The following is a 13,336-nucleotide window of genomic DNA, read 5'->3' on the forward strand; positions in this document are numbered from 1 at the left end:
CTAACTAATTGAAAAAAGCTATCATAACCCATGGCCGTTGACAAGTCATTTAAGGGCAATTCCCGTGCTGGTTCGGACCTCTGCGAGCACGGTGCATACAGTCTTTTCAGTGACACGGGCATGGTGGCCGGTACGGTACCCGCAGACCCAGACAAGTTCACTGTTACTGAAAACCAGGGGAACGAGCCGCCGGCGTTCCCGCGGGACTTTCTCGTCGATGAAAATATCCTTGACCTTCTTGGTCCCCGTCATTCCGAGGGGGTTGATCCGGTCGCCGGGGCGAAACCCTCTCACCACCCACGGAAACGGCGCACAATCAAGGTCAAAGCATGCCCGCTCCGAAGGGAGCGTTCCCAAATCCGCAGGGAGCGAAACGACATCAATCACCATCTCTCCACCATCAGGCAGCGGGTAACATCCCGGCCCCTCGATGATGATTTCATCTTCCCACTCAGTACCAGAAACTCCCGCCGCCTTGAATGTCACTAGTCCGTAAGCACGAACAACCGCTGCCCCTCCGAGTACAGGGATGTGGAGGTTCGGTTTTGGTGATCGGACAAGACCATCTATCTGCAGTACGTGTTTGTAGCTAAGCCCCCGTAACGTTCCCATTGCGAGGGCAACGGCCCGGCGGTAGATACGGTAGCGCACTCCCCGCGGCTCACGGAGCAACCCGGCCACGTCAAGAATCACGCCTTCACCGGCGTGCTCCCGTACAGTCCGCTTCAGAGCCTCGTCAGCAACGGTTTCAAGCACCTCCTCATCTGCGGCAAGAAGATCGGCAGTCACCGCGAGGCGTCGGGAAATCTCAGGATTAAAACGAACGAGATGGGGGATGAGCTCGTGACGGATGCGATTACGGAGAAAGGCCGTGTCAGCGTTGGATGAGTCGATACGGAAGCGAAGCCCCCGGCCATGGAGGTACCCTTCAATCTCGGACCGTGAGAGCGTGAGGAGCGGACGCACGAACCGCCCGTCCCTGCGGGGGGCCATGGCAGAAAGCCCCGTGACGCCGGCCCCTCGAAGAAGCCTCAGCAGCAGGGTCTCGGCCTGGTCGTCGGCATGGTGGGCAAGGGCCACGGAGCGGGCGCCGTACTGCGTCGCTACCTGGTCGAAGAATTCATAACGGGCACGGCGACCAGCATCCTCCAGGGAGAGGCGCTCCCGGATACTCAAGGCCCGCACGTCAGCTTTTTCACCTGCGAAAGGAAGGCCGCGGGAGGCGGCGAGGTCGGCGACAAAGCGCTCGTCTCCGTCAGACTCGGCGCCACGCAGAGAATGGTTCAAGTGGGCGACGACAAGGTTCAAACGGAGGTCTGACAATGAGATGAGGATATCGAGAAGGGCAACAGAGTCGGCACCGCCGGAAACGGCAACAACAACCGTATCACCGGGAGTGAAAAGGGAATACTCAGTGGAAAAGGCAAGGACTTTTGCGTGGACCGATCTCACCGGCTCACTCCTGGAAGCTCTCATGCAAAGGGGATAAACTAAAAAACCCCTCTTAGTCCAAGAGGGGTCAGTCTAGTTATGGTGGCGGTGCAGGGACTTGAACCCCGGACACTACGGATATGAGCCGTATGCTCTAACCAGCTGAGCTACACCGCCGCAAAAGAGACGTGACAAATACCCCATCTTTTATTTGGTGTCAAGAAAAAACTCTCGCAATATCCCGGCCCCTTACTTGGTCAGAGCCTTCCGCAAACCCGACCTGCGCTCGACCCGGCGGGTCACGGCGGTATTGAACACCGCTTCTCCGCACCAGAGTCCAGCCGCCGCGCGGGCGCGGGTGATGCCGGTGTAGAGTAGTTCCCGGGTCAGCACCGGGTTCTCAACGGGGGGAATCACCATAAGTATCCTGTCGAACTCGCTCCCCTGGCTCTTGTGAACTGTCATGGCAAAGACCGTTTCGTGGGGCGGCAAGCGCAGAGGCGACACCTTCCGGACCCCTTCGGTTGCGGATGGAAAGAAAACGACGAGGGTATCGGGATTATCCGGGTCGGGAAGTGTAATCCCGACGTCGCCGTTGAAAAGCCTTAAGGCGTAATCGTTGACGGTTACCATAACCGGCCGTCCCCGGTACCAACGCCGGTTCGGAGAGATGATCCCCCTGCCGGCAAGTATCCGCTCGATGGCACTATTGAGGCCGGCAACGCCATACCGACCCTCCCGCACGGCGCAAAGCACCCGGAACCGGTCGAAGTCGGCCAGAACCGTTGCAGGATCGTCATGGGATAGGTAATCGCCATATCCCGAAATGACCTCGGGGGCAAGGGCCTGCTCCAGTGCTTCGACGGACGGGGTTTCGCGCCAGGCAACGCCGGAGGTGCCCCCTTCGCGAAGGAGCGCCAGAGCACTGTCCCCCTCCCCGTCGTTGATGGCGCGACTGAGGGCTCCGATGCCGCTGTCGGCGCCGAAGCGGTAGTTCTTGCGGAGGATGACGAGAGAATCGGCAAGGGGCAAGAGTGGTTTATCTCCTAAGCCATGTTCCAGACGCTCCCCCGTGGCCTCTTCAACATAGCGACGGAACTCCGGCGAATACAGAGGAGTATCGCCAGTGACGCAGATGTCGCCGAGGACGGCGCCGGCCTCCACCGAGGCGAGCTGGTCCCGGTCCCCCAGGAGGATTAGGCGGGCTTTGGGCGCCATGGCCTCCACAAGGCGGGCCATGAGGGGGAGTGCCACCATGGAGGCCTCATCTACCACCACCACGTCGTGGGGGAGCGGGTTCCCCCGGTTGTACCGGAAACGGTTTGCCCCCGGAATCACCCCCAGGAGCCGGTGGATGGTCGTCACATCATCAGGAATCCGGTCCTGCACCGGGGTCAAGCCGGCAAGCCCTTCCCTGGCCCCGCGGATCGCATCCTTGAGACGCGCGGCAGCCTTTCCCGTGGGCGCCGTTAGGGCGATGCCCAGCTCGTCGCCGCCGGATTGCTCCAGGAGCAGGGCGATGATCTTGACGACGGTTGAGGTCTTTCCGGTTCCCGGCCCGCCGGAGATGACCGTGAAGCCGCTGCGCAGTGCCGCTGCCGCCGCTATCCGCTGCCAGTCGGTCTCCCCATCGGTGGGAGGGCCGAAGAGCCGTACCAGCCCCGCTCCCAGCAAACGGCAATCCACCGGATAGGTACGCCCAGCGTTCTCTCTTATTTTTTCAGCAAGTTCGCTTTCATACTTCCAGTATCGATAGAGGTAGAGCCGGGTATCGTCAAGGATCAGCGGGGCAAACTCACCGGGGCTTCCCACCACGCCGGATGAGCGCAGGAGTTCGGTGCAGCAGCCGCCCTCCTCTTCCCCTTCCGCTTCAGCGGTGAGATCGACACAGATGTGTCCCTGGCCAACTGCATTGCTCACCCGGAGGGCCGCCCGCCGCAACTCATCGCTCCCGTTCCCGGCAAGGCGGCAGAGAAAATCGGCGAAGCGGAAATCTATGTCGCGGTAGTCGCTGGTTTCAGGCGCCATCATGGTGCTCCTTCAGTGCCACCAGGCACGAGGTAAGCTCGTCTATCAGCCCCTTCGGGGGGATATCGTGGTAGATGCCGCAGCCGGGACGCCCGGGCTCCACCCCCCTGAGAAAGACATACAGAGCACCGCCGAAGTTGGTCTCATACCGGTATCCGGGGACCCGCTGCGTCAGGTGGAGATTTAGGGCCACCGTGTAGAGGAGGTACTGGAGCGGATAGAGCTTACGCTCCATCTCCAGGCCCAGGTTCTCGCGGCCATAATCGTCAACCCGGTTGCCAAGATGGTTCGATTTCCAGTCGATCAGGTAATATTTTCCCCGGTGCTCAAAGACCATATCCATGAAGCCGCGCACCATCCCCTGCACTGGAGCAAAATCAAGCCGGGCGGCCACTTCCGCAAGGGTGGCACCATCGGGAAGTGCACCCCACCTGCGCAGCACCGCAGCCACCTGTTCTGATCCCACGAACCGGAGGGGGAAGAAGAATTCCATCTCCGAGCGCCAACTCTTTGGCGCCAGGTCGGCCAATCGGAAAGCACTTTCCCCTTTGTCCAAGGGGGCATCCAGGACGTTGCGAACCATGGCACACACCGCCCCGCGCCACTCTTCGCCGAAACCGTGGCGCGCCAGTTCCTGGGCCACGACGCTTCTCACCTTTGCGTCTTCGGCATCGGCAAAATCAAGGTTCTCGAAAACGGCATGGAGGACGATCCCTGCCTGAGATCCCCTGGGGAAGGCGAAGATAGTCCCCTCTGCCGGCAAAACCTCCTCGGCAACCGCTTCGGACTCGGCAGCGGCAACGTCGGGCTGGTCCCGGTCGGGCAGTTCCTCCTCGGGGCGGTGGCGGGCCGCAAAGGAGGTGAAGCTCGCAACCCGCCAGTCGCTCTCGATCTTTCTGCCGAAGGGGGGACAAACTGGAGTTGCCGCTCCCTCCGGCCCGGACCGAAAACTTGCGGCTACGGGCGCAGGGTCAACGGTAACGGCAATGGCCCCTCCCCCCTCCTCTTTCAGGCCATCAAGACGCTTCAGGAGCGCTTCGTCGGAGATGCCCTTCATCACCTCGCCAAGTGCCGCCTTAATGTCGCATTCGCGGCTGTCGGCGGGATGGTGGAGGAGATAGGCCAGGGCCGAGGTATCGGCGTAGCGGAACTTGCCCCAGACCAGGTAGCAGCGGTGCCTGGCCCGGGTGAGGGCCACGTAGAGAAGCCGGACGTTTTCGGCCAGGGCCTCGTTGCGCGCCTTCAGGCGGCGGGATGCATAGGCGTCGGAACCGAAATCGGCCACCATCCGGTAGCCGTCATGGCAGACGGCCGTGTCGTCGTCATCCCGGACGCCCCCCCAGGTGAAGGGGCAAAAGACGATGGGGTATTCGAGCCCCTTGCTAACGTGGACGGTAACGATCCGGACCGCCTTTTCGTCCGATTCGAGCCTGATCTGGTACTCCTCTTCGGGAGGGGGCGAATTTGCCCGCTCGCCGAACCAGGCGCACAGGGGGGCCACACCGAGACTCCCCTCCATGGCGGCTCCATGGATAACCTCACCGCAGTGGAGGACGTTGGTAAGACGCCGCTCCCCGTCCACAAATGGGAGAAGCCGCTCCCGCACCCCCTCCCGGGCCAGAAGGGTCCGGAACATGGTCATGAATCCACGTCCCTGCCAGAGATCGTGGTACTCCCGGAACGCTTCGAGGCGCTCCTCCCAGCCCCGCTCGTCCTCCAGGAGGCGGGCGATATCGTTGCCCGATATGCCAAGGACATTCGTGGCGAGGGCGGCCCGCACCCTGGTTTCGCTGGATGGTTCGGCGACGGCTTCCAATATCCGGCAGATTTCCCGGGCCTCTTCCGTGGCAAAGAGGCTCATGGCACTCTGTACCACCGACGGGATGCCGAGGCCCCGCAGCCCTTCCTGGACAAGGGCCGCTTCCTTGTGGCTCCGGACGATGACGGCAATGTCCTCGGGCACCACCCCCCTGACGTCGATGGTGGCCCGCCCCTGCCGGCCGTCGGCGAGAAGCCCGGCAATCTCAGCCCCAACCGCCGTCACGATTCGTTCCCTGGCCGGCCCCATGGAAATGCCGGCGCCGTCCTCCGGAGTCCGTGCCATGAACCAGAGCTGGAGGGGGGCCGGGTCGCGGCCGTCGAGGAGGAGTGGCTCCTCCCGCTTGGCCGCCGTCACCTCCGGGTAGCCGATGGCCTCCACCACAAAGGGAATGTCCCGCTTCTGCCGGAACAGGGCATTGATCCCCTCCACTATGGATGGGGTGGAGCGCCAGTTTTCCCCCATGGTGAAGCGGTTCTCCGCGGGGACGTCGTTCCGGGCCTCCAGGTAGGCGAAGATATCGGCCCCCCGGAAGCTGTAGATGGCCTGCTTAGGATCACCGATGAGAAAGAGGGGTGTGGCCGTATCCCGGTAGATCTCCCTGAAAATCCGGTACTGGACCGGGTCGGTATCCTGGAACTCGTCGATGAGGGCCGCCCGGTAGCGGCTTGCGAGCCGCTCGGCCAGATCAGCCCCGGTTGGCCCCTGGAGCGCCCGGTAGAGGTCCGTCAGGAGATCGTCGTAGGAGCGGACGGCCCGCTCCGCCTTGAGGAGGGAGAGCCGCTCCCGGGCAAAGGTAAAGAGGCTCCCCTTGAGGGCCAGGAATCGCTTCTCCACGATTAGGAACAGCCGGTCGCAGAGGTCGAAAAAAGGGTGTTCCGGCGGCTCGTTCTTTTTCAGGGCCTGGTCCTGAATAAAGGCGGTGGTGAACTTCTCGAACCCCGGGCAGAGATCCCACGGATTGTCTGAGGCAGTGTAGTCCGTCATCCCCTCCAGGAGGCCGGGGACTAGGTCGAGTCGATAGTTGTCCTTGGATCGGCTCAGCCCCTTGTGGGTAGTGATGATCTCCTCAATCTCCCCCCGTTTCGCCTCCCACAGGCGGGTCAGCTCGCCGTGGAGGGCCTCGCACTCACTGACAAGGGTCGCCACCTCATCGTCGTCGTAGAGGGGAACCACCAGCAGTTCAGGGTTGCCGAGCTTCCCCCGGAGGAAGCGGGCAAGCCCTTCGGGGGACCACTTGAGCCGCAGGGCGTGGGGAAGGAGCGGCGCCTCGGCCCCGAAGAAGGTTTGGCGCCAGAAGTCGTCCACGATCTCCTGGATGAGGGGATTCTGGTCGGCCAGAAGCTCCGTGTCGTAGAGGGAGCCGCTCTCGAAGGCGTTTTCCTGCAGAGCCCGGGAGCAGAAGCCGTGGATGGTGGAGATGGCGGCGCAGTCGAAGGTCCGCAGCGCCAGGTCGAGGCGCCGGAGGGCCTCGTCGGTTCCCGGCCACTCCTTACGGCCGGCGTCGCCCATCTTCAGCAGGAAGTCGTCCGTCGTTCCGGCACCGGCAAAAACGTCGCGAGCCTCCCGCAACCGCTCCCGAATCCGGGAGCGAAGCTCCTTGGTGGCCGCCTCCGTGAAGGTGACCACGAGGATCTCGTCGGGCTTAAGCCCCTGCTCCGCCACGAGCCGCAGGTAGAGGCAGGCGATGGCGTAGGTCTTGCCGGTGCCGGCGCTGGCCTCGATGAGGTTGCGACCCGATAGGTCGATGGTGAGGTTGTTATAGGTTTCCATCGCTTACTCCCCCTTGCCCTGCCGATGCTCGTTCAGGGGGCCGAATACTGCCCGGGCGATCCGCTCGAATTCCCCGTCGAGGGGGTCGATGCCGCCGAAGCAGAGGCGGTAGTAGGGGTCGTCCCCCTCGGGGAAGAACTCCCCTCCCCAAGCGGTGCGGGCGGCGGAAAGCTCTCCCTTTTTCCCATAGGCGGCCGCGGTGCGTGGAAAGAACCGGAGCGGCTCCCGGAGGCCCTGCCCGTAGAGGCCGAGGAGTGTCTCCAGGTGGGCCAGGGGCTCCGTTACCGGCGCCAGGCGCAGGTCAGCATCGGTTGCCACAAGTACGCTCTCGGACGGATACCCCCCACGATCGAGGGCGTTCAGTATCAGGTGCTCGATCCAGAGCCGCACCTGGTCCCGGCCCGAGAGCTTGCCAACCCGGAAGCGCAGGAGAGCATCGGGCCAGATGTCGCCCACGGTGCCGTTTATGCGGTAGGGGCCGATCGCCAGATCGACGGGGAGGGAATCCAGGGGAGCCTTCCCGCAGGTTAGCGCCCCGATCCGTCCGGCCAGCTCCCGCACCCCGTCGCCAAGCCCCCGGAACAGGAGCTCCCCCTGGCGGGCCGGCGGCAGTATCCCCCGGGCCCGGGCCAGGGCAAAGGTTTCCCTCGGTTCCCTCCCCTCCAGAGCCAGATCCAGCATCTCTTCCCTGAGCCGGTAAGCGTCGAGGGAATCAATGGCAAAAGGCTCCCGGTCCTCCAGGGGAGGCGGAAGCTCGTCGAGCCGGATGCCGAGCCGGGTCCGCGCGAAGTAGCGGGCCGGGTTATCGAAGAAGTAAAGAAGAGCTGAAAGGGAGACCGTCAGCAGCTCATCCGGAGGCTCCGGCAGGGGCTCGGTGATGAAGGGAGGCATCGGCACGGCCCCCTTCAGGCGCTGGGCCACGGCCCGGCAGTTCTCCTCCGAATAGCTGAAAAGCCTGCCGTCGCCGGTGAAGTAGACCGGGCTGAAGGGCTGGAGCCGGTGCCTGCTCACGAGTGTTTTCGGGAAGTCCGGAGTGCCGTCCGAGAAGCGGCGCCCCAGGTAGTCGAGAAACTCGTCCACGAGGACCGACGGAGGAAGCGTGCTGTTGTCCCGGATGCTCTGCCCCGTGTAGCTGATGATAAAATGCCGCCGGGCCGAGAGAAGGGCCTCCAGGAAGAGGTAACGGTCCTCGTCCCGCAGGGAGCGGTCTCCCCGCCGCCGGTCCCGGGCGATGAGGTCGAAGCCGGGGGGGGTGTTCCGGCGGGGGAATGCCCCGTCGTTCATGCCAAGGAGCGCGATGACCTTGAAGGGGATGCTCCGCATGGGGAGCATGGCGCAGAAGGTGACCCCGCCGGTCATGAAGCCGAGCCCCCGCACCTCCCGGTCGAGCCTTCCCCGGAGCCAGGCCCGGATCACCGGCAGCGCCACCGCGCCGCCGAATCCCGCCTCGTCCCGCACCGTCTCCAACTCGGTGAGAATGCCGTTCAGGGTGGCCAGGTCAAATGCCCCCTCCTCCCCTGGGGTGAAGAAATCGTCGAGAATCCGCCGGCAGAGCCGCACCCACTCCGTCAGGGTGCGGGGGCGGTTCAGTTCGTCCACCAAGGCGTGAAGCCCTTCCACGAAGCCCGCAAACCGTCCCAGGACCGTTGGCCCCTCCCCTTCCATGGCGTCGAAGGGGAGAATCCCCTCCACCATCCGGCCATCCTCTTCGGGCATGGCATACCCCAGGAGGAGCCGGTCCAGCCCGGCCCGCCAACTGTGCTCCCGGTAGGGGGGGAAGCCGGCGCGGCGCCGCTCCTCCCCATCCATTCCCCACCGGATGCGGGTCTCCTCCAGCCAGGTTCGGATCAGTTCCAGATGGCCGGCGTCGAGGCCGAACCGGCCGTGAACCGGGGGCGAGGCCAGGATCTCCGTGACCGCGGTCACCGGGAACCGCTTGCCGGGAAGGTCGAGAATCGCCAGGAAGGTTTCCACAAGTCCTCCTTCCCTCCGGATGCTCCGGTCGGCGATGGAGTAGGGAATCTTCAGCCGCGGGTCCCGGCACCCGTCGAAAACTGCGGAGATATAGGGGGCGTAGGTCTCGATGTCCGGCGTCATGACGAGGATGTCGCGGGGGGTGAGGTCGTCCGAGGAGGCAAAGAGGTTCAGGAGGGTGTCGTGAAGCACCTCCACCTCCCGCATGGGGCTGTGGCAGGATGAAATCAGGATGGAACGGTCCGCCGCGTCCACGGGACGTTGGTCGCCGTTGCTCCCCTCCAGGCGGAGGATGTCGTTCTGCACCATGCCGAGGAGTGTCGTGTCGGGGGCATCGCCGTAGAGATCGGTGTCGCCGCCGGCCGTGGCCCCCAGATCCACGAGGGTATCGGAAAACTCCTTCCCCAGGAGCCCCAGGGAGGCCAGGAGCGGGTTCCCCTCGATCCGCACCTCCCGCTCCTCCGGAGAGAGCCGGGCGATGATCCGCTCGGGGAGGATGTCGGCCCAGTACTCCCGGCAGGGGCCCATGAGAAAGAGATTCACCTCGGTGAAATCGGCGATGCGCCGGAAGACGTCCAGGTGGAACTGGGGTAAGTACGAGATGCCGAAGACGGTGATCCGCTCCGGGAACAGCGCCGTGTCCACCTCGCCCCGGGCCAGGCGCCGGAAGAATTCGCTCCGCACCGCCTCCCGGTGGAGCCCCCTCCCCTGCTCTGCCAAGGCCCTCCAGAGGATGGCCTGCCAGTGGCTCTCCCCTACTTTTTCCCAGCGGTTGATCATGTCGGGACGGAAGATGGTGTACTGGTCGAAGGTGTCGGCGATCTTTCCGGCAAGCTGGTAGAGTTTCAGCTCCCGCTGCCCCCCGGCCAGGTAACCCGCCAGGGGTGCGAAAGCGGGCTGCTCCAGAAAACCGGGGAGCAACTCCATTATCCGCCACGACAGCACCGCCGGGTCGAAGGGGGATGCGGCAGGGAGATCCGGCAGAGCCTTCCGGAACAAGTCCCAGACAAAGGCGTTGGGGAACGGATAAACACCATTTGCCCAGACACCGGTTTCCTTTGCCAGCTCCATGGAAAGCCAGCGCTGCATCCCCTTGCTCTGGACCACGATCACCTCCGGCGCCAGGTGGTCGGCCAGGGGACGCCGCAACACCTTGCCGAGCCGGTCTACGAGGTGCTCCATCCGGTTGCTGGAGTAGAGGAAAAGGGACATGGAGTGCTCCGCGAAAGAAATAATCTTATAGCTGCATCGTAGGAGGACAATGCGTCACAATACGTCTCGAACTTGCTTTGCCGTCACCAGGGACATCAGACTATACGCTTTTGCCGAGAAAAGAAAGGGAGGAGCCTACGGGGGGGCGTTTCTTCTGTTGACACTTTCTAAGGCGCCACGGTATTAAACACAAGTTGTTTTTCACGAACACTTTCCAGAGGAGGCGCGCAAAACATTATGATCCAGATCGATTTCCAGAAAATGGGCGGACTCATTCCCGCCATCATCCAGGACCACGAATCCGGCGAGGTTCTCATGGTGGCGTTCATGGACGAAAAAACCCTTAACCTGACCCTTGAGTCGGGCAAAACCTGGTTCTTCAGCCGCACCCGCAACAAGTACTGGATGAAGGGCGAGGAGTCGGGTAACACTCAAGAGGTTATCGAAGTCCTCACCGACTGCGACGCCGACTCCGTCGTCATCAAGGTGAAGCAGAACGGCCCGGCCGCCTGCCACACCGGCAACCGGAGCTGCTTCTACGTGCGGTGGGAAGATGGCCAGTGGGTCGAGCACTCCAACCCCCTCTTCGATCCGAAGGAGGTCTACAAGAAATGAGCAACCTCCTGAACCTCGGCATCCCCAAGGGAAGCCTCGAAAACGCCACCGTGGAACTCTTCAGGAAATCGGGATGGCAGATCAGCATCTCCTCCCGCAGCTACTTCCCCGGCGTTGACGACGACGAGCTGAACTGCAAGCTGATCCGCCCCCAGGAGATGGGGAAATACGTGGAGCGCGGCACCATAGACGCCGGCATCGCCGGCCGCGACTGGGTTCGGGAGAACGACTCCGACGTGGTGGAAGTCTGCGAGATGGTCTACTCCAAAGTCTCCCGCCGCCCGGCCCGCTGGGTACTGGTGGTCACCAAGGACTCGACGGTGCAGAAGCCCGAAGACCTCCACGGCGCCACCATCTCCACCGAGCTGGTCGGCTTCACCAAGCGCTACTTCGCCGAGCGTAACATCCCGGTGAACGTGGAGTTCTCCTGGGGGGCCACCGAGGCCAAGGTGGTGGATGGCCTCTGCGACGCCATCGTTGAGGTGACCGAAACCGGCTCCACCATCAAGGCCAACGGCCTGCGCATCGTCTGCGACCTCATGGAGTCGGTGCCGGTCCTCATCGCCAACAAGGCCGCCTGGGCCGATCCCTGGAAGCGCCAGAAGATCGAGACCATCGCCACGCTCCTCAAGGCGTCCCTGGCCGCCGAAGGGATGGTGGGTCTCAAGATGAACGCCCCCAACGACAAGGTCGAGGCCATCACGGAAATCCTTCCCAGCCTCAACCGTCCCACGGTTTCCCATCTCTACAAATCGGAGTGGGTCTCCATCGAGAGCGTGCTCCACGAGAAGGAAGTGCGGCGGATAGTGCCGCAACTCCTGGCCCTCGGTGCCCAGGGGATCATCGAGTACTCGCTGAACAAGGTGCTGTGATTCCTTTCTGGGAGGAACAGCCAGACCCGTTTGACGGTCAGCGGAACGGGCGCCGGCTGCGCTAAATGCTGTACGCAGCCTCGCCTGCCGCTTCCCGATGTACCAGGTGAAACTCTTCGAAGAGTTCTCGCCGGTAGGTGGCGAATTCCTCACTGGTCCGGTCACAGGGACGAGGGAGATAAACGGGAAGAATCTTGCTGACTCGACCGGGATCGGGGGCCATGAGAATAACCCGTCCGCCAAGGTAAATAGCCTCGTCGAGGTCATGGGTGACGAAGATCACCGTAGGCCGCTTCTCTTCCCACAGACGCAGGACCTCGTCCTGGAGGCGCAGGCGGGTAAAAGCGTCCAGCGCTGCGAATGGTTCGTCCATGAAGAGGACGGAAGGCTCCACCGCCAGGGCGCGTGCAATGGCGACCCGCTGCTTCATCCCTCCGGAAAGCTGGTGCGGAAAGCTCTGAAGAAAGGAGGAGAGCCCGACCAGTTTCAAGTATTCGGTGGCCCGCTCCTGGGCCTCTTTTTTCCCCACCCCCCTTGATTGCAGGGCGAAGAGAACGTTGCCCAGCACCGTCCGCCACGGGAAAAGACCGTAATCCTGAAAGATCATGATGTGGTCGGGGTCCGGACCCGTTACTGGCTGGCCGTCAATGGTTATGCTGCCTGACGAGGGTCGATCGAAACCGGCCATGAGATTGATCAGGGTTGTTTTGCCGCAGCCCGATGGTCCCACCAGACAGATAAACTCGCCAGCGCCAATCTCCAGGTCGAGCCGCTGCAAAGCCGTAATCTCTTTTCCTCCCGACGCAGGGAAACGTTTTTCAACGCCTTGAAGGTTAATTTTCACCGGCCGGCTCATGCCGCACCTCCCCATCGACGGCCAAGCCACAACTCGGCAAGCCGCATCACCCTGTTTATGAGAAGCCCCAGTAGCCCGACCACCAGCATACCGGCGAGAATCCAGTCGGTGCGCAGGAAATTACGAGCATCAATAATCATGAAGCCGAGCCCCGACTGGGCACCCAGCATCTCTCCGGCCACCAGATGGATCCAGCCGGTCCCCACCCCGATATGTAGCCCCACCATGATGCCTGGAAAGGCGGCAGGAACCACAACCCTGAGAAAGGTCGGCAACGGACGAGTGCCAAAATTGGCGGCCACCTTCAGATAGATGACCGGAACCTTCACCACCGCGCTTATGGTTGAGACAAGGATCGGAAAGAACACCGAGAGGAAAATAATGAAGACAGCCGGTGCATTGCCGATCCCGAACCAAAGAACCGCGAGGGGAAACCACGCAATGGGTGAAATCGGGCGAAGAAGCTGTATCAGGGGATCAACGGCGCAGCGGGCAAGCGGTTGGCGCCCGAGCAGCAGGCCAAGGGGGACCGCCGTTACCAGCGCCAGCAAATAGGCACTACCGAACCGGGCGAGACTCACGCCGATATGCCCCCAGAGAACCCCGTCGGCGGAGAGCTCAACCAGAGCCTTTACCACGTCTGTGGGGGCGGGAAATTGTTCCGGCGGGTAGAATCTGGCTACAACCTGCCACATTGCGATGAATGCCGCTGCTGATACAAGCGGTAATACCCGCTGTGCTGACTTGGGAGCCATC

General features: G+C 62.8%; 8 protein-coding genes and 1 tRNA gene. 2 read left to right on the forward strand and 7 right to left on the reverse strand.

What is annotated here, in order from left to right:
• Positions 1-45: 45 nt before the first annotated feature.
• The 5 genes from tilS to recC form a co-directional block, all read right to left on the reverse strand.
• The gene (gene tilS, locus KJB29_RS04620) at positions 46-1,476 is read right to left on the reverse strand and encodes a tRNA lysidine(34) synthetase TilS (RefSeq protein ID WP_246560371.1); all 1,431 of its coding nucleotides are present in this window, start codon (positions 1,474-1,476) and stop codon (positions 46-48) included.
• 55 nt (positions 1,477-1,531) lie between these two features.
• A tRNA-Met gene (locus KJB29_RS04625) sits at positions 1,532-1,608 on the reverse strand.
• A gap of 72 nt (positions 1,609-1,680) precedes the next feature.
• The gene (recD, locus tag KJB29_RS04630) at positions 1,681-3,459 is read right to left on the reverse strand and encodes an exodeoxyribonuclease V subunit alpha (RefSeq protein ID WP_215733584.1); all 1,779 of its coding nucleotides are present in this window, start codon (positions 3,457-3,459) and stop codon (positions 1,681-1,683) included.
• Entirely contained in the window at positions 3,449-7,051 is a 3,603-nt protein-coding gene (recB, locus tag KJB29_RS04635; protein WP_215733585.1) for an exodeoxyribonuclease V subunit beta, read from the reverse strand. The genes recD and recB overlap by 11 nt, the downstream gene beginning before the upstream one ends.
• Positions 7,052-7,054: 3 nt before the next feature.
• Positions 7,055-10,237, reverse strand: a complete 3,183-nt coding sequence (gene recC, locus KJB29_RS04640) for an exodeoxyribonuclease V subunit gamma (protein ID WP_215733586.1) — start codon at positions 10,235-10,237, stop codon at positions 7,055-7,057.
• 237 nt (positions 10,238-10,474) lie between these two features.
• On the opposite strand from recC, the gene hisI reads away from it, so the two are divergent.
• The gene (gene hisI / locus KJB29_RS04645; protein WP_207163094.1) at positions 10,475-10,852 is read left to right on the forward strand and encodes a phosphoribosyl-AMP cyclohydrolase; all 378 of its coding nucleotides are present in this window, start codon (positions 10,475-10,477) and stop codon (positions 10,850-10,852) included.
• The gene (hisG, locus tag KJB29_RS04650) at positions 10,849-11,724 is read left to right on the forward strand and encodes an ATP phosphoribosyltransferase (protein WP_004511946.1); all 876 of its coding nucleotides are present in this window, start codon (positions 10,849-10,851) and stop codon (positions 11,722-11,724) included. Before hisI ends, hisG begins: the two co-directional genes overlap by 4 nt.
• A gap of 61 nt (positions 11,725-11,785) precedes the next feature.
• On the opposite strand, the gene KJB29_RS04655 is transcribed toward hisG, so the two are convergent.
• Complete coding sequence (locus KJB29_RS04655) at positions 11,786-12,580, reverse strand: ABC transporter ATP-binding protein (RefSeq protein ID WP_004511945.1); 795 nt, start codon at positions 12,578-12,580, stop codon at positions 11,786-11,788.
• Complete coding sequence (locus KJB29_RS04660; RefSeq protein ID WP_246560374.1) at positions 12,577-13,275, reverse strand: ABC transporter permease; 699 nt, start codon at positions 13,273-13,275, stop codon at positions 12,577-12,579. The genes KJB29_RS04655 and KJB29_RS04660 overlap by 4 nt, the downstream gene beginning before the upstream one ends.
• Positions 13,276-13,336: the final 61 nt, after the last annotated feature.

It is taken from the genome of Geobacter grbiciae, from assembly GCF_018531165.1.
Classification (GTDB): domain Bacteria; phylum Desulfobacterota; class Desulfuromonadia; order Geobacterales; family Geobacteraceae; genus Geobacter; species Geobacter metallireducens.

Bases quoted from the DNA above. Each gene is read 5' to 3' on its own strand.
- tilS (WP_246560371.1), bottom strand. From the start codon at position 1,476: ATGAGAGCTTCCAGGAGTGAGCCGGTGAGATCGGTCCACGCAAAAGTC.
- recD (WP_215733584.1), bottom strand. From the start codon at position 3,459: ATGGCGCCTGAAACCAGCGACTACCGCGACATAGATTTCCGCTTCGCC.
- recB (WP_215733585.1), bottom strand. From the start codon at position 7,051: ATGGAAACCTATAACAACCTCACCATCGACCTATCGGGTCGCAACCTC.
- recC (WP_215733586.1), bottom strand. From the start codon at position 10,237: ATGTCCCTTTTCCTCTACTCCAGCAACCGGATGGAGCACCTCGTAGAC.
- hisI (WP_207163094.1), top strand. From the start codon at position 10,475: ATGATCCAGATCGATTTCCAGAAAATGGGCGGACTCATTCCCGCCATC.
- hisG (WP_004511946.1), top strand. From the start codon at position 10,849: ATGAGCAACCTCCTGAACCTCGGCATCCCCAAGGGAAGCCTCGAAAAC.
- KJB29_RS04655 (WP_004511945.1), bottom strand. From the start codon at position 12,580: ATGAGCCGGCCGGTGAAAATTAACCTTCAAGGCGTTGAAAAACGTTTC.
- KJB29_RS04660 (WP_246560374.1), bottom strand. From the start codon at position 13,275: ATGTGGCAGGTTGTAGCCAGATTCTACCCGCCGGAACAATTTCCCGCC.